Origin of the sequence: Janthinobacterium sp. HH106, from assembly GCF_001758725.1 — a bacterium.
Classification (GTDB): Bacteria; Pseudomonadota; Gammaproteobacteria; order Burkholderiales; family Burkholderiaceae_D; genus Janthinobacterium.
The window spans coordinates 34,158-54,808 of the sequence record NZ_LRIC01000027.1 but is presented as its reverse complement, the minus strand read 5'-3'; the positions used below and the strand labels follow the sequence as shown (position 1 = coordinate 54,808).

General features: G+C 66.5%; 21 protein-coding genes. 12 read left to right on the top strand and 9 right to left on the bottom strand.

Annotation, left to right across the window (positions count from 1 at the left end; all coding sequences use genetic code 11):
* The first annotated feature begins 8 nt into the window (after window positions 1-8).
* The 4 genes from JAB8_RS12360 to JAB8_RS12345 are packed head-to-tail and all read left to right on the top strand — an operon-like array spanning window position 9 to window position 3,833.
* Window positions 9-1,007, top strand: coding sequence for a sulfonate ABC transporter substrate-binding protein (locus tag JAB8_RS12360; protein ID WP_070289710.1), 999 nt, complete (start codon window positions 9-11; stop codon window positions 1,005-1,007).
* A gap of 12 nt (window positions 1,008-1,019) precedes the next feature.
* Window positions 1,020-2,180 (top strand): FMNH2-dependent alkanesulfonate monooxygenase, encoded by a 1,161-nt coding sequence (gene ssuD, locus JAB8_RS12355; RefSeq protein WP_070289709.1) that lies wholly within the window; start codon window positions 1,020-1,022, stop codon window positions 2,178-2,180.
* Window position 2,181: 1 nt separating this feature from the next.
* On the top strand, window positions 2,182-2,973 hold the full coding sequence (gene ssuC / locus JAB8_RS12350) for an aliphatic sulfonate ABC transporter permease SsuC (RefSeq protein ID WP_070289708.1): 792 nt from the start codon (window positions 2,182-2,184) through the stop codon (window positions 2,971-2,973).
* Window positions 2,974-2,990: 17 nt separating this feature from the next.
* A complete protein-coding gene (locus tag JAB8_RS12345) occupies window positions 2,991-3,833 on the top strand; it encodes an ATP-binding cassette domain-containing protein (protein WP_071654408.1) in 843 nt (280 codons plus the stop codon).
* On the opposite strand, the gene JAB8_RS12340 is transcribed toward JAB8_RS12345, so the two are convergent.
* Window positions 3,778-4,500, bottom strand: coding sequence for an HAD-IA family hydrolase (locus JAB8_RS12340; RefSeq protein ID WP_070289707.1), 723 nt, complete (start codon window positions 4,498-4,500; stop codon window positions 3,778-3,780). The genes JAB8_RS12345 and JAB8_RS12340 overlap by 56 nt on opposite strands.
* A gap of 55 nt (window positions 4,501-4,555) precedes the next feature.
* Complete coding sequence (locus JAB8_RS12335; RefSeq protein ID WP_070289706.1) at window positions 4,556-5,023, bottom strand: META domain-containing protein; 468 nt, start codon at window positions 5,021-5,023, stop codon at window positions 4,556-4,558.
* A gap of 150 nt (window positions 5,024-5,173) precedes the next feature.
* Between JAB8_RS12335 and JAB8_RS12330 the strand changes: the two genes are divergently transcribed.
* From JAB8_RS12330 to JAB8_RS12310, 5 genes are all read left to right on the top strand, one after another.
* Complete coding sequence (locus JAB8_RS12330; protein ID WP_070289705.1) at window positions 5,174-6,109, top strand: hypothetical protein; 936 nt, start codon at window positions 5,174-5,176, stop codon at window positions 6,107-6,109.
* Entirely contained in the window at window positions 6,106-7,581 is a 1,476-nt protein-coding gene (locus tag JAB8_RS12325) for a PLP-dependent aminotransferase family protein (protein WP_070289704.1), read from the top strand. The genes JAB8_RS12330 and JAB8_RS12325 overlap by 4 nt, the downstream gene beginning before the upstream one ends.
* A gap of 95 nt (window positions 7,582-7,676) precedes the next feature.
* The gene (locus JAB8_RS12320; RefSeq protein WP_217494220.1) at window positions 7,677-8,882 is read left to right on the top strand and encodes a benzoate/H(+) symporter BenE family transporter; all 1,206 of its coding nucleotides are present in this window, start codon (window positions 7,677-7,679) and stop codon (window positions 8,880-8,882) included.
* 85 nt (window positions 8,883-8,967) lie between these two features.
* Window positions 8,968-9,699, top strand: coding sequence for a CPBP family intramembrane glutamic endopeptidase (locus JAB8_RS12315; RefSeq protein WP_070289702.1), 732 nt, complete (start codon window positions 8,968-8,970; stop codon window positions 9,697-9,699).
* Window positions 9,700-9,731: 32 nt separating this feature from the next.
* Window positions 9,732-10,274: a gamma carbonic anhydrase family protein gene (locus JAB8_RS12310; RefSeq protein WP_070289701.1), complete on the top strand. Its 543-nt coding sequence runs from the start codon at window positions 9,732-9,734 to the stop codon at window positions 10,272-10,274.
* Here JAB8_RS12310 and JAB8_RS12305 read toward each other — a convergent pair.
* The 7 genes from JAB8_RS12305 to JAB8_RS12275 all read right to left on the bottom strand — a co-directional run bounded on the left by JAB8_RS12305 (window position 10,247) and on the right by JAB8_RS12275 (window position 16,295).
* On the bottom strand, window positions 10,247-11,188 hold the full coding sequence (locus JAB8_RS12305) for an acyl-CoA desaturase (RefSeq protein WP_070289700.1): 942 nt from the start codon (window positions 11,186-11,188) through the stop codon (window positions 10,247-10,249). The two genes, JAB8_RS12310 and JAB8_RS12305, sit on opposite strands and share 28 nt — an antisense overlap.
* Window positions 11,188-11,505: a DUF3144 domain-containing protein gene (locus JAB8_RS12300; RefSeq protein WP_034782889.1), complete on the bottom strand. Its 318-nt coding sequence runs from the start codon at window positions 11,503-11,505 to the stop codon at window positions 11,188-11,190. Before JAB8_RS12300 ends, JAB8_RS12305 begins: the two co-directional genes overlap by 1 nt.
* A 71-nt stretch (window positions 11,506-11,576) precedes the next feature.
* Window positions 11,577-12,077, bottom strand: a complete 501-nt coding sequence (locus JAB8_RS12295) for a gluconokinase (RefSeq protein ID WP_254679509.1) — start codon at window positions 12,075-12,077, stop codon at window positions 11,577-11,579.
* Between the two features lie 2 nt (window positions 12,078-12,079).
* Entirely contained in the window at window positions 12,080-12,583 is a 504-nt protein-coding gene (locus JAB8_RS12290; protein ID WP_083287130.1) for an OmpA family protein, read from the bottom strand.
* Window positions 12,584-12,599: 16 nt separating this feature from the next.
* Window positions 12,600-13,859, bottom strand: a complete 1,260-nt coding sequence (locus JAB8_RS12285; RefSeq protein ID WP_070289853.1) for a diguanylate cyclase — start codon at window positions 13,857-13,859, stop codon at window positions 12,600-12,602.
* Between the two features lie 8 nt (window positions 13,860-13,867).
* Window positions 13,868-14,449 carry a YfiR family protein gene (locus JAB8_RS12280; protein ID WP_254679508.1) on the bottom strand — a complete coding sequence of 194 codons (582 nt, stop codon included), beginning with the start codon at window positions 14,447-14,449 and terminating at the stop codon, window positions 13,868-13,870.
* Between the two features lie 193 nt (window positions 14,450-14,642).
* Entirely contained in the window at window positions 14,643-16,295 is a 1,653-nt protein-coding gene (locus JAB8_RS12275; RefSeq protein WP_070289699.1) for a Na+/H+ antiporter, read from the bottom strand.
* 194 nt (window positions 16,296-16,489) lie between these two features.
* Between JAB8_RS12275 and JAB8_RS12270 the strand changes: the two genes are divergently transcribed.
* The 3 genes from JAB8_RS12270 to JAB8_RS12260 are packed head-to-tail and all read left to right on the top strand — an operon-like array spanning window position 16,490 to window position 20,591.
* Entirely contained in the window at window positions 16,490-17,788 is a 1,299-nt protein-coding gene (locus JAB8_RS12270; RefSeq protein WP_070289698.1) for a cytochrome c, read from the top strand.
* Between the two features lie 24 nt (window positions 17,789-17,812).
* Window positions 17,813-18,280, top strand: coding sequence for a (2Fe-2S)-binding protein (locus JAB8_RS12265; RefSeq protein ID WP_070218230.1), 468 nt, complete (start codon window positions 17,813-17,815; stop codon window positions 18,278-18,280).
* Window positions 18,273-20,591 carry a molybdopterin cofactor-binding domain-containing protein gene (locus JAB8_RS12260; RefSeq protein ID WP_070289697.1) on the top strand — a complete coding sequence of 773 codons (2,319 nt, stop codon included), beginning with the start codon at window positions 18,273-18,275 and terminating at the stop codon, window positions 20,589-20,591. The genes JAB8_RS12265 and JAB8_RS12260 overlap by 8 nt, the downstream gene beginning before the upstream one ends.
* The last annotated feature ends 60 nt before the right edge of the window (window positions 20,592-20,651 follow it).

The window sequence follows — 20,651 nt, the reverse complement described above, 5'->3', positions numbered from 1 at the left end:
GAACCGCCATGACACACCGCCACGCACAACGCCTCTCGCGCCGTACCACTCTGGGCTTGCTGTTTGCCGCCGCTGCCGGCGTGATGGCGGCCGGCATGCCGGCCACGGCGCAGGCGCAGGCCAAGGGGGAGGTCCGCATCGGTTATCAGAAATACGGCACCCTGACCTTGTTGAAGGGGCGCGGCACCCTGGAAAAACGCCTGGCCGAGCAGGGCGTGGGCGTGAAATGGACGGAGTTCCCGGCCGGCCCCGTGCTGCTGGAAGGCTTGAACGTCGGCAGCATCGATTTCGGTACCGTGGGCGAGGCGCCGCCGATCTTTGCCCAGGCGGCCGGCGCCAACCTGGTGTATGTCGGCAATGAGCCGGCGTCGCCCGCCAGCGAAGCCATCGTCGTGCCCAAGGGTTCGGGCTTGCGCACCCTGGCCGACTTGAAGGGCAAGAAAATCGCCCTGAACAAGGGCTCGAACGTGCATTACCTGCTGTTGAAGGCATTGGAAAAGGCAGGCGTCGCGTACGCCGACATCCAGCCCGTGTTCCTGCCGCCGGCCGATGCGCGCGCCGCCTTCGAGCGGGGCAGCGTGGACGCCTGGGCCATCTGGGACCCGTTCCTGGCCGCCGCCGAAAAGCAGCTGGGCGCCCGCGTGCTGGCCGATGGCAAGGGCCTGGTGGCGAATTACCAGTTTTATCTCGCCTCGCGCACGTATGCGGAAAAAAATCCCGAGATCCTGCGTATCGTGCTCGATGAAGTGGCCAAGGTCGATGACTGGGGCCGCAACAATCCGGACGAGGTGGCGACGATCCTGTCGGCGCAGACGGGGCTGGGCAAGGATGTGGTGGCGCTGGCCGCTACGCGCTATGCGTATGGCGTCAAACCCGTGTCGCCCGACGTCATCGCCTCGCAGCAAAGGGTGGCCGACGCGTTTTCCGCTCTGAAGCTGATTCCGAAACCCATCCTTGTCAAGGATGCGCTGCTGCCGGCGCGCCAGCTGGCCACCAGCGCAAAATAAGGAATAAATATCATGTCATTGAATGTCTTCTGGTTTATTCCGACCCATGGCGACAGCCGCTACCTGGGCACGTCGCAGGGCGCGCGCCCCGTCGATGCCGATTACTTGCGCCAGGTGGCCGTGGCCGCCGACACGCTGGGCTACGATGGCGTGCTGCTGCCGACGGGCCGCTCCTGCGAAGACGCGTGGGTGGTGGCGTCGTCCCTGATCAGCGTGACGCAAAAGCTCAAATTCCTGGTGGCCGTGCGCCCCGGCCTGTCCACGCCCGGCCTGGCCGTGCGCATGGCGTCCACGTTCGACCGCCTGTCGAACGGGCGCCTGCTGATCAACGTCGTCACGGGCGGCGACCAGGGCGAGCTGGAAGCGGACGGCCTGTTTGCCGACCACGCCAAGCGCTACGAGATTTCCGATGAATTCATCAAGGTGTGGCGCGCCACCCTGGCGGGCGAGGGCGGCGCGGCCGGCTACGATTTCGAGGGCAAGCATATCCAGGTGAAGGGCGCGAAAACCCTGTATCCGCCCGTGCAGAAACCGTATCCGCCCTTGTATTTCGGCGGCTCGTCGGAGCCGGCGCACGAACTGGCGGCCGGGCAGATGGACGTGTACCTGACGTGGGGCGAGCCGCCCGCCGCAGTCGCCGAGAAAATCGCCGACATCCGCGCGCGTGCCGCAAAAAAAGGCCGCACGGTACGGTTTGGCATCCGATTGCACGTGATCGTGCGCGAGACCAACGAAGCGGCCTGGCGCGCGGCTGATGAATTGATCAGCCACCTGGACGACGACATCATCGCCAAGGCGCAGGCGGCGTTCGGCAAGATGGATTCCGTGGGCCAGCAACGGATGGCGGCGCTGCATGGCGGGCGGCGCGACAAGCTCGAAGTGTCGCCCAACCTGTGGGCCGGCGTGGGCCTGGTGCGCGGCGGCGCTGGCACGGCCCTCGTGGGCGACGGTCCGACCGTGGTGGCGCGCATGCAGGAATACGCGGACCTGGGTATCGACACCTTCATTTTCTCGGGCTACCCGCACCTGGAAGAGTCGTACCGTTTCGCCGAACTGGTGTTCCCGCTGCTGGGCAAGGGCAAGGCCGTGGGCGAACAGTCCTTGAGCGGCCCCTTCGGCGAAGTCATGGCCAGCAATATCGTACCGGCCGCGCCGCAGAAAAAGGCGGCCTGAGATGGCGACGGCCGCCGTCAAGCGCCTTTCCGGCACGCCCTGGCGGAATGTCTTGGCGCCATGGGCCTTGCCCGTGGCGCTGCTGCTGGCCTGGCAGCTGGCGGCGCAGTGGGGCTGGCTGTCGAGCCGTATCCTGCCCGAGCCGTGGGCCGTGGCGAAGGCTTTCTGGCATCTGGCCGTGTCGGGCGAATTGTGGCTGCACCTGAAGACGAGCTTGTGGCGCGCGACCGTCGGTTTCGCCGTGGGCGCGGGACTGGGCTTGCTGCTGGGCCTATTGACGGGCAGCTTCCGCCACGCGGAAACCCTGCTCGACACGACATTGCAAATGGTGCGCAACATCCCGGCATTGGCCCTGATTCCGCTGGTGATCCTGTGGTTCGGCATCGACGAGACGGCGAAACTCTTTCTGCTGGCCGTCGGCGTGTTTTTTCCCGTCTACCTGAACACCTTCCACGGCATCCGTTCTGCCGACCAGGGCTTGATCGAAATGGCGAAAAGCTATGGCTTGTCCGGCTGGCCTTTGTACCGCGACGTGATCCTGCCGGCCGCCATGCCCTCCATCTTGGTCGGCGTGCGCTTTTCGCTGGGACTCGTGTGGGTGCTGCTGATCGTCGCCGAAACCATCTCGGCGCAGGCCGGCATCGGCTACATGACCATGAATGCGCGCGAATTCTTGCAAACGGACGTGGTGCTGGTGGGGATTTTGCTGTACGCCTTGCTGGGCAAGCTGGCCGATATGTTCTCGCGCCGGCTGGAGCGCCACTGCCTGCGCTGGAATCCCGCTTACCGCTAATGATTGAAGAGGACACCATGCTGCTTGCCCCCATCCAGATCGAAACGGACTTTTTGTCGCACTTCGTGCAATACGACCCGGCCAGCGCGCCGCCGCAGGCGAAGACGGCGCCACCCACCCCTTTGCAACGGCGTGGCGTCCCCCTGGAACTGGCAAACCTGAGCAAATCCTACACCAGCCGCCCCGTGCTGAAAAACGTTGACCTGCAGCTCGAGGCGGGAGAATTTGTCGCCATCGTGGGACGCAGCGGCTGCGGCAAGAGCACCTTGCTGCGTTCGATCGCGGGGCTGGAAAGCATCGATGAAGGCAGCGTCGCCATCGGCAGCGGTGTCGGGGCGCCCGACATCCGCATCATGTTCCAGGAATCGCGGCTGCTGCCGTGGAAGACGGTGCTCGACAACGTGGCCCTGGGCCTGCCCCGTTCCGTCGGCGCGGCGGCCGCCTCGCTGTGGACGGTGGGCCTGGCCGAGCGGGCGGACGACTGGCCGTCGGCCCTGTCGGGCGGGCAGAAGCAACGCGTAGCGCTGGCGCGCGCCCTCGTGCACGAGCCGCAACTGCTGCTGCTGGACGAACCATTGGGCGCGCTCGACGCCTTGACGCGCATCGAGATGCAGCAGCTAATCGAGTCGTTGTGGCTGGCGCGGGGCTTTACGGCCGTGCTGGTGACGCACGACGTGGCCGAAGCGGTGGCGCTGGCCGACCGCGTGCTGCTGATCGAGGATGGCCAGATCACCCTGGATGTGCGGGTGGACTTGCCGCGCCCGCGTCAGCGCGGCCATGCGGCCTTCGCCGCGCTGGAGCAGGCTATCTTGTCGCGGGTGCTGCAGCCGCAGGGTCAGATGACTGCGCCAGCACGATGAAGCCATCGCCATCGACGGTCGCCACGATGCCCTCGTAGCTGGCGATGGCCGGGTGGCGCGTGGCCAGCGGGTGCGCATGCGTGGCAGTGACGACGATGACCTTCGCGCCTGCCGCCTCGCCCGCTTCGATGCCGACCGAGGCATCCTCGAAGACCAGGCAATCCACGGGCGCCACGCCCAGTTTTTCCGCCGCCAGCAGGTAGCAATCGGGTTTTGGTTTGCCAGCCTTGACGTCTTCCGCCGTCACCATGATGGCGGGTATCGGCATGCCGGCCGCCTTCAGGCGCGCCGTGGCCAGCGCGCGCGGCGCCGAGGTGACGATGGCCCATTGCGCGGGCGGCAGCGACGTCAAAAAACGCAGCGCGCCCGCGATTTCAATAATCCCTTCCACATCGATGATTTCCGCATCCGTGATGCCCTGCGATTCGCGCTGCGCATCGACGCCGGGCAAGCGCAGCTTGGCGATGGTGTCGACCGAGCGCGCGCCATGGATGGTGGGCAGAAAGGCCGCCACGTCGAGGCCCTGGCGCTGCGCCCAGGTGCCCCAGATGCGTTCGGCGGCGGCGATGGAATTGATGACGGTGCCGTCCATGTCAAAAAGAAAAGCCCGGTAGCGGCCGGCGGCCGATGGTGTTGGGGATGACGACGGCGAGGGCAGTGCGGACATGGCTTCCTTCCAGATGATGGGCTGGAAGCCATTGTAACGGCAGCCGGTTTTTATTTCACAGGTAGACCGATTCAAAGCGGGCCACGGGCGCGCCATCCTTGAGCAGAATCAGGTATTCGCCATCGAAACGGTAGCCCGTCACGCTGTTCAAATTGGCCAGCACGGCGCTTTCCAGCTGCATCAGCGGCGGCGGGCAGGCCATGCGGGTGCCGGCCAGCTGCGTGAAGCGCAGGGCCGTGCCAGCCAGCGTGTAGCCGCCCATGACCTGGTTGCAGCCCGTAAAACCATGGACCTTGCCATCGTCGGTGAGCGTGATGCGCACTTCGCGCTCCTGCCCGGGCGCCATCGTCACGGGGGCGCCATCGAGTTCCGTCAGCTTCCAGTAGGTATTCGTCAGGCTGTACGTGGGCGTCAGGCCCGTGTCCGGCCTGGCGCTGTCGGAGGTGGCGGCGCAGCCGCCGGCCATGGCGATGGCAGCGGCGAGGCACAGGTATTTGAAACGATGCGTCAGGCGATGCAGCATGGGATGCTCCTGTGATGGGTGGTATGCCTGCAGCCTAGCAGATTTTTCGCGCCGACCGGCGTACCGCTGCGACGATTGTTTCCATTTTGCCAGTCCTGGCATTACACTCATGCTTTCCATTGTTTTAACCTTGATCGGGGAGCCGGGCCGATGCTGGAAGCGCAAGCGCTGGATAACCGACTGGTCGCCACCACTGGCGACGACGTGCTGGTCGACCGCATCGTTCCCGGCGCGCCGCTGGTCATCGCCTTCGGCTTCGTCTCGTGGACCACGCGTCCCGCCTTCGATTTTTACGGGCGCCTGAGAAAGCTCGAGCAGGCCAGCGGCCAGCATCTGAACAAGATACTCGTGCGCGATTCGGGCAACGCCTGGTACCACCGCCGCATCGCGGGGCTGGGCAATCATGTCGACGAAACGGCGCAAGCCTTGCGCGAGCTCGTGCGCCGCATCGCGCCAAGTACCGTCACCACCCTCGGCCAGTCCATGGGCGCGTACGCGGCCGTCATGTATGGCTTGCTGCTCGAGGCGCAGCAGATCGTCGCCTTCGGGCCGCTGTCTTTTCTCGACGTGCAGCAGGCGCGTTTGTACCACGAACTGCGCTGGCTGCCCGTGATGGAGTCGCTGGCGCAGGATCCTCCGGCCTCCGGTTATTACGACCTGGCGGCCCTGTGCCGCGCCAGGGCCACCGAATATACGCGGATGCACCTGCTGTTCGGCACCCGGCCTGACGCGGCCAACGCGGGAGGCAGTGCCAGCGAATCGGTCAACCTCGACGCCATGCACGCACAGCGCCTGGCGCCATTTGGCCGCTGCACCCTGCATCCGTTTCCCCACTCGGGCCACGCGGTGGTGCAGCACCTGATCGACACGAAGCGCATCAACGGCTTGCTGGCCAGCTGCATACTCGGTCTGACCTTGGACGATGAACCGATGCCGGACATCAGCCGCGAATGGCAGGACTGGGTGGCGGAAAACCTGCGCCTGGGCTGCGCCGGCGAACAGCTGGTGGCGGTGCTGCAGCAGCACGGCTTTTCGCTGGCCAGCAGCATGGCGGCCGTGGATGCGGCGCGCGCCAAGGCCATATGACGCCGCAGTTCGAACTCGACACCCTGAAAATCCGCATTGCCGCTCCCGGACTGGCGGCGCTCGACCTGCGCGTGCGCGTGCAGCGCGCGCTGCGCCAGCTGATACTCGACGGCGTGCTGGCGCCCGGCGTGCGCCTGCCGGCCACGCGCACGCTGGCGCAATCGCTGGGCGTGTCGCGCGACACGGTGGAAATGGCGTATGCGCAGCTGCGCCTCGATGGCTATCTGCGGCGCCAGGCGGGATCGGGCAGTTTCGTCTCGCCGACGATAGGCGCGAGCTTGCTGGGCAAGCCTGCGACGACGCTGCCGTCCTTGTCCGCGCAGCCGGTGGCGCTCAGCGCGCGCGGCGCGCAGATACTCGCCAGCGGCGGCGTGGCCGACCAGCAAAGCGTGAAGGCGTTTGCCACGGGCTTGCCGGAAACGCGGGCCTTTCCGCTCGACGTGTGGGAGCGCTTGCGGCGCCAGGCGGCCGGCGAACACCATGCGGGCATGCTGCTGCACGGCGACCCGCAAGGCGCCGAGCCGCTGCGCCAGGCCATCGCCGACTATGTGAACCTGGAGCGGGGCGCGCGGGCCACGGCCGGCCAGGTGCTGGTGCTGAGCAGCACGCGTCAGGCCCTGTACCTGTGCGCGCAGGTGCTGGCCGATGCGCATGGCCCGATACTGATGGAAGATCCCGGCTACTTCGGCGCGCGCAAGGCCTTCGAGATGGCGCAATTGCAGATCGTGCCCGTGCCCGTCGATGCCGATGGCCTGTCCATCGACCACCTGCGCGCGGACCGCAGCGGGGCCAACACGATTTACGTCACGCCGTCGCATCAATACCCGACGGGCGCCACCCTGGCGCTCGAGCGCCGCCTGGCCCTGACCGCCTGGGCGGCCGAGCGCCAGGGCTGGATCATCGAAGACGATTACGACAGCCAGTTTCACTACGCGGGCTTGCCGACGGCTTGCGTGCAGGGGCTCGACGCACAGCAGCGCACGATTTACCTGGGCACCTTCGCCAAGTCGCTGTATCCCGGTCTGCGCATCGGCTACATGGTGCTGCCGCCCGCGCTGGTGAAACCGATGACGTATGCGCGCAGCATTCTCGATGGTCATACGCCGCAGCTGGACCAGCTGACACTGGCCCGTTTCATCGCCGATGGCCATTTCGCGGCCCATGTGCGCGCCATGCGCAAGGTCTACGCCGTGCGCCGCGATGCGATGGCGCAGGCCGTGCAGCGGCATTTGCCGCACGTCGTCACGGCGCAGCTGCCGCCGGGCGGCTTGCAGATGCCATGTCTGCTGCACGAAGGCAGGGACGAGCTCGATACGCTGCGCCTGGCGGCGCAGGCGGGCATCGTGCTGCCTGGCCTGAGCCGCTTGTACGCGACGCCGCCGGAACGCGGCGGCTGGCTGCTGGGCTTTGCGGCGCTCACGCCGCACGAGATCGACAGCGGCATCGTCCGCCTGGCGCGCGCGCTGGGGTGAGCGCGCAAGTGGTCTGCCGTATGTGAAGAAATTGGCCTGCCTGAGCAGTCCATGCGACCATTAAGATGCTCCCTTTCAATGGCAGGGGCATACACATGACAGCAACCACCACCACCGCCGCGATGGCCGACCGGGCGCGCTGGCGCGACCTGGCGTCCCCCGCCATGGCGGCCTTCATCTCCGTCCTCGTCAACTATGGCGGCACCTTCGTGCTGGTGTTCCAGGCGGCCCAGCTGGCCCAGCTGAGCGCTGCGCAGACGGCGTCCTGGGTCTGGTCGCTGAGCATCGGCGTGGGCGTGACGGGCATCTGGCTCAGCTACCGCTACCGCGCTCCCATCATCACGGCCTGGTCCACGCCCGGCGTGGCTTTCCTGGCCACCGTCATGCCGCATACGCCGTATGCAGAGGTGATCGGCGCGTATATCATTTCCGCCATCGCCTTCATTGTGCTGGGCATGTCCGGCGCCTTCGAGCGTCTGGTGCGGCTGATACCGGGCGGCATCGCGGCGGGATTGCTGGCCGGCATCTTGCTGCAGTTTGGCGTCAACGCGTTTGGCGGCGCCAGCGCCGACCCGGTGCTGGTCGTCGTATTGCTGCTGTCGTACGCCGTGCTGCGCCGTTTCACGGCACGTTTTGCCGTGGTGGGCATCATGCTGATCGGCCTGGCCCTGCTGCTGGCGCAGGGGCGCATCGATGCGCAAGGCATCGAACTGGCCCTGGCCGCACCCGTGTTCGAGATGCCGCGCTTTTCCGTGGCGTCGCTGCTGGGCGTGGCGCTGCCCCTGTTCCTGATTACGCTGACGGGGCAATACATGCCCGGCATGCTGGTGCTGCGCAATGACGGCTACGCCGTCAGCGCCAATCCGATTTTGACGGTGACGGGCCTCGGTTCGCTGCTCATGGCGCCGTTCGGCGCGCACGCCTTCAATGTGGCCGCCATCACGGCCGCCATCTGCACGGGCAAGGATGCCCATGCGGACCCGTCGAAGCGCTATGTGGCGGGCCTGGCGTGCGGCGTGCTGTACATCCTCGTGGGCATCTTTGGCGTGACCCTGGCCAGCCTGTTCATGGTCCTGCCGCGCCCCTTCATCACGGCGCTGGCGGGCCTGGCCCTGCTGGGCGCCATCGGCAACAGCCTGGCGCAGGCGATGGCGGACGCGCGCATGCGCGAAACGGCCCTGATTACTTTCCTGGCCACGGCCGCGAACGTGACCCTGCTGGGCGTGGGCGGCGCCCTGTGGGGACTGGCGGCGGGGCTGGCGGCGCATGGGCTGATGCATGGCTGGCGCAAGGCGGCATAGCAAGACAGGTTGCCCATGTTGCCAGGCGGCGCATACAATTGCTGCGCCCGTGCCCGTTGGCACCGTACTTTCTCCGATGTGAACGATGGACGACCTGACTTCCCTGGCGCAGTATCTGCTGGCGATCACGCCTGCCTTCCTCGTCTGCGCCGCCTTGCTGCTGGCCGCTCCCCGGACGGTGCCGCTGCTGCGCGTGCTCGTGCATATCCTGTTTTTCGTGCTGGCGCGCGACGCGATGACGGCGCACGGTTACTGGCAAGTGGCGGCGGGCGGCTTGCGTTTCACGGCGCCGCCGCCGGTCTTGCTGGCGCTGGGCGCCATGTCACTGGGGCTGGTGGCAAGTACTTGTTGGCTGGAAAGTGAGGCGCGCGGCCAGATCCGCTGGCTGGGCATGCGGCCAGCCCTGTCCGTGCTGCTCGCCGTGGCGGGCGCGTGCGTGATCGTTGCGCTGGCGATGGGCTTGAAAGCCGCGTTCGGCTTGCCGTCCTTGCCGCCCGTCGCGCCATCCACGCTGCCCATGCTGCTGGGTTTTGCGCTGGCGGCCAACTGCTATGAGGAATTGCTGTTCCGCGGCTTGCTGCAGCAGCAATTGCGCGCCTGGCTGCCCGCCTGGCGCGCGGCGCTGGTGTCGGGCCTGCTGTTCGGCCTGTGCCACGCCTTTCTCGCCACCACCGTCACGCAGGTGGGCGCGCCCATCCTCGTGTTCACCGTGATCGAAGGCGTGGTGGCGGGGCTGGTATATTGCCGTGCCGGCTTGCTGGGTGCATCGCTGGCCCATGGCCTGGCGATTTTTGCGCTGGCGGCCGGCTGGGTGTGAATGTCTACTAATTAATGAAAAGCGAGAAAGCGATGCCTGTCAGTTCCTACCTGAATACCCGTCCTGTGCTGGGCGAAAGAGTCTACCTGCATGACACGGCGCAAGTGATTGGCGATGTGCAGATCGGCGACGACTGTTCCATCTGGTGCAACAGCGTGCTGCGCGGCGACGTCAACCGCATCGTCATCGGCGAGGGCAGCAATATCCAGGACTTTTCCATGGGCCACGTGTCGCACAGGAATGCGGCCAAGCCCGATGGTTCGCCCTTGACCATCGGTAACTACGTGACCATCGGCCATTCCGTGATCTTGCACGGCTGCACGATTGGCGACGAATGCCTGATCGGCATGGGCAGCATCGTCATGGATGACGTGGTGGTGGAAAAGCACGTGATGCTGGGCGCGGGCAGCCTGGTGTCGCCGGGCAAGGTGCTGGAAAGCGGCCATCTGTATGTGGGCCGGCCCGCCGCCAAGGTGCGCGCACTGACCGAGGCGGAGATCGCCTACCTGCGCTATTCGGCCGAGCATTATGTGCGCGTCAAGAACAATTATCTGGCCGGCGGCGGCGACGCCTGACCGCCAGCGCCATCAAGGCGGCGCAGTTCCGGCCGCGGCGCCAGGTCGTGCGGCAGGCGCAGGCCTGACACGAGGCCCAGGCGCCGCAAGAGCAGCAGCATCCACCAGCCCGGGTCCCATTCGCCCGGCAGCAGGCCCAGCCTGGCTGAGCCCGGATACGCATGATGGTTGTTGTGCCAGCATTCGCCCATGGTCAGCAGCGACGTCAGGCGGATATTCCTGCCTTGTACGGCGGCGCCGTCGACATGAAAGTGCATGTGCCCATGGTTGTGGGCGAAGTAGCCGATCAGCCAATGGCCGAGCACGCCGGCGCTGACCCGCGCGCAGACACCCCAGCAGACGAAGCCCCAGCCGCCCCAGGCATAGAACAGCACGGCCGACGGCAATTGCTGCAGCATCCAGCTTCTTTCCAGGAAACGGTAAAAGCGGTCGAGCGCGATGCGCGGCTCGATGGCGATGTGGGGCGGGTGGTCGAGTTCCAGGCGGCAGAATAATTGCCACCAGGCATCACGCCAGAAGCCGGCGCCGTGGCGCAGATAGGGATGGCAAGCGGGCAGGCGCTGCGCATAGTCGCGCAGCTCGTGCTGGCGCAGCAGGCCCAGCGGGCCGCTGAGGCCCACCAGCACGCCCAGGTAGACGAGCGCATATTCCAGCCACTGGGGGCATGCAAAGCTGTCGTGGATCAGCTTGCGGTGGCTGCCCAGCGAGTGGCCGAACAGCAGGACGACGGCCGTGCCGGCCGCAAACAGCAGCAGGCCGGCCCAGCTGAAGAAGCACAGGGCGCCCGTCACGGCGCCGGCCAGCATGGCTAGCAGCCACAGCGATTGCACTGGTGCATAGCGCACCGTGCCGTCCAGTACGCTGCCGGCATGGGTGGCGCGGGCGCGGTGGCCGTCCAGGCTGGCTGCGGACATCAGCCCTTGGGGGCCGACGACGGTTGCGTGTACTTGTCGAAGTTGGTGATGTAGTCGTTGAAGTTGTCGGTCAGCATGCGCTTGTACTGTTCCGTGAAGAAGGCCACGGCGCCTTCCTTCTCTTCCTGCATCTTGGCCACGTCGTTGCTCTTGCTGGCGACGAGGAAGGCGTTGAAGCGGGCGGCCGCGTACAGCAGCGAGGTGGCCACTTCATTGCCGCCGCTGTGCATGCATTGTTCATTGGCCAGGGCGATGACCTGGTCGGCGCGTTCCCAGAATTCCGGGCCCGGTGCTGGTTTTGTCGTTGGTGTGCTCATAGAAATCCCTCATGAAAGTGCGCGCCAGTCTACACAGGGGGCCGCGGGCTGTCCAGCCGCGCGGCTGCCTGTCAGGGCGCTTGCAGGATCTGTGCGACCAGCACGGCCAGCGGCTGGCGGATGTCGAGCACCATGCCGGCTTCGTCCGCTTGCAGCGGCTGCAGGGTGGCCAGCTGGCTGTCGAGCAGGCTGGCCGGCATGAAATGGCCGGGGCGCTGCAAGCGGTTTTCCAGCACGGCGCGCGGGCCGTCCAGGTGGGCGAAGCGCAGGGCCGGGTCGCCTTCGCGCAGCACGTCGCGGTAGGCGCGCTTCAGGGCCGAGCAGGAGACGACGAGGCCGCTGCCTTGCGCGCGGGCCGTGGCGATCCGGTCGCGCAGGGCGGCCAGCCAGCCGGCCCGGTCGGCATCGTCGAGCGCGATGCCGGCGGCCATCTTGGCCACGTTTTCCGGGGAATGCACGTCGTCGCCTTCCACGTAGGGCACATGCAAGGCCTCGGCCAGCAGGCTGCCGACGGCGCTCTTGCCGCAGCCGGACACACCCATCACGACCCAGCGCACGGCGGGCACGCCCATGGTCAAGGGGCCGAGACGATGACGGTGACGCGGCGGTTTTCCGCCTTGCCCGTCTTGCTGGCATTCGAGGCTACCGGTTTGCTCATGCCCAGCCCCTTGACGCTGATGTTATCGCGTGGAATGCCCGATGCGCTCATGGCGTCGGCCACCACGTTGGCGCGCGCCAGCGACAGCTTGTTGTTGTAGGCTTCCGTGCCTTCGTTGTCCGTATGGCCTTCCACGCGCATGTGCGTGATGCCCACTTTCAGCAGGGCGGCGCTGATTTTCTGGATGGCCATGCGGCTCGGCGGCGTCAGCTTGGCGGCGTCGAATTCGAACAGCAGCTTGTCGGTAAAGCTCAGTTCCCAGCCTTCGTCGGTCTGGTTGAAGCCTTGCTCTTTCAGGGTGGCGACTTGCTCGGGGCTGAACAGCGGCTTGGTCTCTGGCGTGCTTTGGCAGGCGGCCAGCAGGCCCAGCATGAACAGGCCGAGTAAGCCGCGGCGTAATTGCTTGTAGATGAATTGCATGGTGTTGCTCCTTGGTTCAGGGGTGAATATGGGGTTGCGGCAGGCGCGCCACCTGGCGCGTGCCGCGCTGCGCCTGCTTCGCGCGGTACATGGCTTCGTCGGCCGCGCCGACCAGCGAGACGGCGTCGATGGCGTGATCGGGGAAGACGGCCACGCCGATGGTCAGCGAGCTGACGATGCTGTTGCCGGTGGGCAGTTCAATGGCTTGCGCCATGGCGGCGATGATGTTGTCGGCGATGTGCATGGCGTCGCTGCTGTTGCGCAGCGGCTTGAGCACGATGGCGAATTCGTCGCCGCCCAGGCGCGCCACCAGGTCGCCCTCGCGCAATTGCTGCTTGATGCGCGCGGCGATCGTCACCAGTACGCGGTCGCCCGAGGCATGGCCGAAGGTGTCGTTGATGTACTTGAACCGGTCGCTGTCGAGGAACAGCACGGCCACCTTGCCATTGCCGACCCGCGCTTCGAGGATGGCGCGTTCCAGTTCCGCTTCCATGAAGGCGCGGTTCGACAGGCCCGTCAGGCTGTCGTGGTTGGCGCGGTGCGACAGCGAAGCGTGTTCCTTCTGCAGGTGGCTTTGCCACGCTTCCAGTTCGTCGAGCAGGGCGTTGAAGTCGTCATTGATCTGGTTCAGCTCGGCAATATTGGCGGGCGGCACGCGCAGTTCGAACGAGCGGTCGCGCCGCACGCGGTGGGCCGTTTCCGCCAGGTGGCGCAGCGGCGACGTGATCTCCGTTTCCATGCTGCGCGACAGGCGCACGGCGACGACCAGGCTCAGCACCAGGCAAGCGAGCAGGCAGGTCAGGCCGCTGAGCAGGAAGGGCAGCAGGCTGCGGCTGTGCGGCACCAGCCTGATGCTGCCGATCGCCTGTTCGTTGCGCGTGATGGGGAAGGTCAGCGAATCGGGCAGCATCCAGCCCGTCAGCGCGCGTTCGATGTAGTAGCGCGTGCCGTGCTCGCCCCGTTCCCAGCGGGCCAGCACCTTGCCGGCCTGGTCGCTCACCTGCGCCTGGTCGATATCTTCATTGACGCCGATCAGGGCCAGCGCTTCCCTGGCGGCCAGGGAGTCGCCAAAGACGACGGCCCCTTCCACCGTGTAGCTCATCGAACGGGCCACCAGGCGCAGGTTCTGGTCCGAATACACGCGCAGGGCCAGCAGCGCCACGGCCGTCAGGGTCAGGCCGGCCGCCAGCACGGCGATCAGCGACACGCTCAGGTGGGCGCGCCGCAGCACGCTGTCGAGCGTGGGGCGGGGCTTGCGGGCAGGCTTGTTGCTCATGCGGGCGCTCATGGCGGCGGTCCCTTGCGACGTGCAATTTGCAAGGCGTTCGGATGCACGCGCAGACCGCTGCGGGCGATGGCGTCGAGATTGACGTCAAAACCGATCTGCGCCTCGTTCAGGCGCAGGCAGAACATGGTGCCCACGGCGCACGACGTGCCGGGCTCGGCGACCGACAGGATGGGTTTGCCGATGATCTGCGCCAGCAGATGCTCGCGTTCGCTCTCGGGCAGGCTGCCCAGGTAGGCGACGTCGCATTCGCTGGCCGCGCTTGCCGGCGGCGGAATTTTCACGCGGATGCGCGGTCCCAGGCTGGAGGCTGGCGTGTCGACGATGGCCGCCCCGTAGCGGGGTGTTCCGAGCATGCAGACGCGCACTTCCTGGCGCGCCACGGGCCAGCGCACATAACTGATGATGCCAAACAGGACCTGGGCCACTTCGGCCGGACGCCTGGCGTCGGCCGCCGCGCCCGCTTGCGCCCACGCCGCGCACGGCGCCAGCGCAGCGCAGGCGAGCAGCGCGGCCAGCAGCACGACAGCGGGCAGGACGGACGGCGTGGAGCGCTGCCGGTGGCGGGGGGAGGAGGGCACGGCGTCGGTGTCTTTATGCAGGTCGGTGGCTATTCAAATAGTTACTCAGCAACACAGACTGTACGGAAGTCCGTGTTGAAAGTAAATCACGGCATGACGCCATAAACCTTGCATTATAAACACGAATGTGAAAACTTGCATTCTTTACCATGAGAATTACTTATCAACACTGCCGTGGCGCGCTAAAGTGTTGCTATTCTTCCAGTGTCGCTTCCAGCAAGTCGATTTCGCGCAGCAGGCGCAAATGGATGGTGTCGTCCAGTTCGCCCGAGATGCGGCGGCGGAACAGCTCGTCGCGCTCGGCATTGAGCGCTTCCAGGCGCAGCGCCCGTTCGGCTTTGGCCAGTTCCTGCAAGCGCATCGCCTCGTCGTTGCTGCTTTCGCCATAGGCGAGGCGGCGCCGGTAGGCTTCGATCAGGCGGTTGGCCGCCTCCGTGACGACTTGCTGCTTGTCATTCTTGTCGATGCCTTCGCACACTTTTTCCAGCCGCGCGATGGCCGCTTCAGCGGCGGCGGCGCGGGCATTGCGCTCTTCCGTCGAACGGCGCGCGGGCGGCGCGAATACGAGGCCCTTGGTCAGCAGGGGCAGGGTGACGCTGGCCAGCAGCAGCGACAGCAAAATCACGCCCATGGCCAGGAAGATGACGAGGTCGCGCGCGGGAAAGCGCGTGCCGTCGGGCAGGAACAAGGGCAGGGTCAGTATGCCGGCCAGGGTCAGCGCGCCGCGCACGCCCGCGAACGACGCCACCAGCAGCAATCGCAGGCTGGGGCGCGCCAGCAGCGCCGCGTCCTTCGGCTCGCCCGCCACCTTCTTGTGGTGCTTGAACAGGGTCAGTTTCATCGAGATGAAGACCCAGAGGAAGCGCATGAAGGTCAGCCCTATCGTGATGGCGATGACGAACAGCGGCAATTTCCAGGCGCTGCCGGCGCCTACCTCCATGGAGGCGGCGGGCAAGCCGGCCACGGTGGCGGGCAGTTGCGCGCCCAGCATGACGAAGATCACGCCATTCAAGACCAGTTGCACGGTATCCCAGACGGCCTTGCGCTGGGTGCGCGTGGCGGCCAGCGGACGGCCGATCAGGTCGGCATAATGCATGGACACGCCCGCCGTGGCGGCGGCCAGGATGCCGGAGCCGTGGATTTGCTCGGCGCCCAGGTAGGCGGCGAACGGGATCAGGATGCTGATGAGGATTTGCAGGCCAGGCTCTTCGCCAACCTTGCTCACCAGCCATTTATTCGCCAGGCCCACGCCCCAGGAGATGCCCAGGCCGATGACGATGCCGCCGCCCGCTTCCTGCAGGAAACTCAGCGAGGCGGCGCCGATGGAAAAGCCGCCCGTCATCATGGCGCCCACGGCAAACGTGAAGCAGACCAGGCCCGAAGCGTCATTGAGCAAGGATTCGCCTTCGAGGATGTGCATCAGGCGCGGCGGGATCGGGTTGCCGGCCGCGATGGCCGAGACGGCCACGGGGTCCGTCGGCGAGAGGATGGCGCCCAGCGCGAAGGCGACGGCCAGCGGCACGCTGGGGATCAGCCAGTCGATGAAGAAACCCATGCCCAGCACGGTAAACAGCACCAGGCCGATGGCCAGCATCAGGATCGAGCGCGCGTCGGAAAAGAAGGCGCCCTTGGGAATGCGCCAGCCATCGAGAAACAGCAGCGGCGGAATGAAGAGCAGGAAGAAGATGTCGGGATCGAGCGGCACTTGCACGCCAAACAGGGCCAATCCCGTACCGCCGGCGATCTGGATCAGCGGCAGCGGCAGCTTGACCCAGCGCGAGCGGGCGAGAAAGCCGCACAGGACGACGGTCAACACGAGGATGAGGATGATGGTAACGGTATGCATGAAGAAGCGGCGGCGTGCTGAAACGCTGATTATAAGGCGCAGCCCGCCTGCGGCACGACCTCCGTGTCATTGCGTACATACAACAAGTCACAATCGCGGTAAGATTGTCACTGTGGCCTTGTTGCGGCCGCCATTGGCTGGCGGTCCGTGCGCCTTGCTTTTACCCTGGCCTTTACTTTTCATTGGTTCCTGTTTTGCTCAAGAAAATCCTCACCGGCCTGCTGCTGTCGCTGGCATTGCTCATCGTCGCGGCGCTGGCCGCCTACCTGTATTACTGGCGCCCCGCGCTGGCGCCCATCGATCCGCCCGCCGCCACGGCCTTTTCGCCGCAAGTGGTGGAGCGGGGCCGCATCCTGGCCGGCATGGGCAATTGCGCCGCCTGCCATACGGCCAGGGGCGGCGCCGAGTACGCGGGCGGGCACGGCCTGGCCACGCCGTTCGGCACGATCTATGCGACGAATATCACGCCCGACAGGCAGACGGGGATCGGCCGCTGGTCGCTGGCCGCCTTCCAGCGCGCCATGCGCGAAGGCGTGGGCCGCGATGGCGCGCATTTGTATCCCGTCTTTCCGTACACCCATTTCAACCTCGTTTCGGACGCCGACCTGACGGCCCTGTACGCGTATTTCATGACGCTCCCGCCCGTGTACGCGGCGGCGCCCGCCAACAGCGTGCCGTTCCCCTTGAACCTGCGCCCCTTGCAGGCGGGCTGGAAGCTGCTGTTTTTCAAGCCGGCCAGCTATCGACTGGACCCCGCGCAAGGGCTGGACTGGAACCGGGGCCGCTATCTGGCCGAGGGTCTGGCCCATTGCGCCGCCTGTCACACGCCGCGCAATACGCTGGGCGCCGAGCTTGCCGGTTCGGCCTATCTGGGCGCGTCCATCGACCACTGGTATGCGCCGGCCTTGACCAGCGCCAACACGGCGCCCCTGCCGTGGACGCAGGACGAGCTGTACGCCTTTTTGCGCACGGGGGCGACGGCCTTGCACGGCGTGGCGGCAGGTCCCATGTCGGCCGTCGTGCACGAAGGCATGGGCGCGTCGCCCGACAGCGATATCCGTGCCTTGTCCGTGTATTTTGCCGGCGTGGCCGGGGTCGAGCAGCGCAAGGTGGATGCGGAGGCCGTGGTGAAAGCCGGCATCGAACGCTCGCAGCGCGTCAGCCTGGTCGACAACGACCGTGGCGCCAGCCTGTACGTGGCCGCCTGCGCGTCGTGCCATTCGAACAGCGATGGAAAACCCGCGGCCTTGCGCCCGGAACTGAGCCTGAACAGCGCCGTCAGCGCGCCCGATCCCGCCAACCTGATCCAGGTGATATTGCATGGCATCGGCAAGGACGAAGCCATGTCCGGCGTGCTGATGCCGGGCTTTGCCGCCTCGCTGACGGACAACGACGTGGCCAACCTGGCTGCCTATCTGCGCCGCAGCCGCAGCCACCAGCCGGCCTGGACGAACCTGGAAGCGGCCGTGGCACGCGCACGCGCCGGCAAGTGATACTTGAAAGTGTCTTAAATATTTATGTATAACATTACCGTCAATGGCCAGCCCTTCGGCACCGAGGCCGACGCCGAAACACCCCTGCTGTGGGTGCTGCGCGACGAAGCCCATTTAAAAGGCACGAAGTTTGGCTGCGGCATCGGCATGTGCGGCGCCTGCACCGTGCACGTCGATGGGCGCGCCATGCGCTCGTGCATCACGCCGATTGCCGCCGTGGCCGGTTGCGCCATCACCACCATCGAAGGCTTGTCTCCGGACGGCACGCATCCGCTGCAGCGCGCGTGGCTTGCCACGCAGGCGCCCCAGTGCGGCTATTGCCAGTCGGGCCAGATCATGCAGGCGGCTACCTTGTTGAAGGACTATCCGCAGCCGACCGATGCGAATATCGATGCCGTCATGAGCGGCAACCTGTGCCGCTGCATGGCGTATGTGCGCATCCGCAAGGCGATCAAGCTGGCGGCCGGCATGCAGGAGGCGCCCGGTGTTTAAGTTGCCGAAAGAAAATTCAGGGACCCGCGCTCCTTCGCCGGGCCGGCGCGGCTTCCTGATCGCCGCCGCCGGCACGGGGTTTACCCTGGCCTTCCTGCGCGCGGACAGCTCATCGGCCGCAGGCAAGGCGGCGCCCGCGCCGCCGACAAAGTCCACCGCGCCCGAGTTCGATCCCAGCATCTGGTTCCAGATCGGCCGGGAGGGCATCGTCACCGTCAATATCGCCAAGGCGGAAATGGGCCAGCACATCGGCACGGCCCTGGCGCGCATCGTTGCCGAAGAGCTGGAAGCGGACTGGAGCAAGGTACGCCTGCATTACGTGGACACGGACCCGAAATGGGGCTTGATGGTGACGGGCGGCAGCTGGTCCGTCTGGCAGAACTTCGATCCGCTCAGCCGAGCCGGCGCGGCCGGGCGCCTCGCGCTGGTCGAGGAGGGCGCGCGCCTGCTGCGCGTGCCCGTGTCCGCCTGCCACGCCCGGCTGGGCGTCGTGCATGGCCGGGGGCGCTCGATCAGCTATGGCGACATCGTGCGCCGTGGCAAGCTGGCGCGCCAGTACACGCCCGAGCAACTGAAAGCCATCGTGCTGAAAACGCCGCAGCAGCGCAGGCTGATCGGCCAGCAGGTGCAGGCGCTCGATATCCCCGCGAAAATCAATGGCACGGCCGTGTACGGCATCGATGCGCAGGTGGAGGGCATGCTGTACGCGCGTCCGAAGATCCCGCCCACGCGCTACGGTGCCAGGGTGGTCTCCATCGACGACTCGGCGGCAAAGAAAGTGAACGGCTATCTGCGCAGCGTGGCGCTGCAGGACCCCAGCGGCACGGTGCCCGGCTGGGTCATGGTGGTGGCCGAAACGTATGCGGCCGCCATGCGCGCGGCCGACCTGGTGCAGGTGAAATGGCGGGCCGGCGCGGCGGCCCACGTGTCGGAGCAGGACATCGTCAGCTATGCGGGCAAGCAGCTGGCCGATGCGGGCCTGGGCGCGCGCGTGGTCGACGATGATGGCGTGGAGCAAGCGTTCAAGGATGCCAGCCTGCAACTGGAACGCCATTACACGACCAGCACCGTGCTGCATTTCCAGCTGGAACCCGTGAACGCGCTGGCGCAGGAAGTCGACGGCGTCTGGCATATCCATGCAGGCAATCAATGGCAATCGCTGATCCTGCCCGTGCTGGCGCAGGCGTTGAAGGTGCCGGAGAGCAAGGTCATGCTGCATACCTATCTGCTCGGCGGCGGCTTCGGTCGGCGCCTGAACGGCGATTATTGCGTGCCGGCCGCGCTGGCGGCGCAAGCCGTGGGGCGCCCCGTCAAGATGATCTGCACGCGGGCCGACGATGCCCGTTTCGATTCGCCCCGTTCGCCGTCCGTGCAGCACGTGCGCATGGCGTTCGACGAGGCCGGCAAGGTGTCGGCGATGGTGCATGAGGCCAGCGCGGGCTGGCCCACGCAAGCGATGATCCCCGCCTTGCTGGCCAAGGATAAGCAGGGCCATCCGTACGACCCGTTCGCCATCGCCGGCGCCGACCACTGGTATGCGGTGGGCGCGCAGCGCGTGCGGGCCGTGTCGAACGACCTGGCCAACAGCAGTTTCCGCCCCGGCTGGTTGCGCTCCGTGGGGCCGGGCTGGACGAATTGGGCAGTGGAAAGTTTCATGGACGAGGCGGCGCAGGCGGCCAAGGTCGACCCGCTGGCGTTTCGTTTGTCCTTGCTGCAGGCGACGGGGCGCAATGCGGGCAGCGCGCCGAATGCCGTCGGCGGCGCCGCGCGCCTGGCCCACGTGCTGCGGCGGGTGGCGGACAAGGCGGGCTGGGGCACGGCCATGCCGCCCGACACGGGCCTGGGCATCGCCGCCACGTTCGGCCAGGAACGCGACATGCCCACCTGGACGGCCTGCGTTGCCCGGGTGAAAGTGGACCGCAGCACTTGCATGGTGAAAGTCGAAAAGCTGTTCATGGTGATCGACGCGGGCAGCATCGTCGATCCCGACGGCGCGCTGGCGCAGGCGGAAGGGGGCGCTTTGTGGGGCGTGAGCATGGCCTTGCACGAAGGCACGGCTTTCCTCAATGGCGAAGTGAAGGATACCAACCTGAACACTTACACGCCGTTGCGCATGGCCGACGTGCCCGAGCTCGACATTGAATTCGTTGCCAGCACGGCAACGTCGACGGGCATGGGCGAGCCGCCCACGACGGCTGTGGCGCCCGCGATCGGCAACGCCATCTTCGCCGCCGTGGCCTCGCGCGTGCGGCATTTGCCGATCCGTCCGGAAGCCGTGCTGAAGGGACTGGACCGGTACGGCGCCGTCTGATGCGGGCGCAGGGCGAATTTGACGTGCGCCGCGCGCGAACGGACGCAGGCTGGTACACTG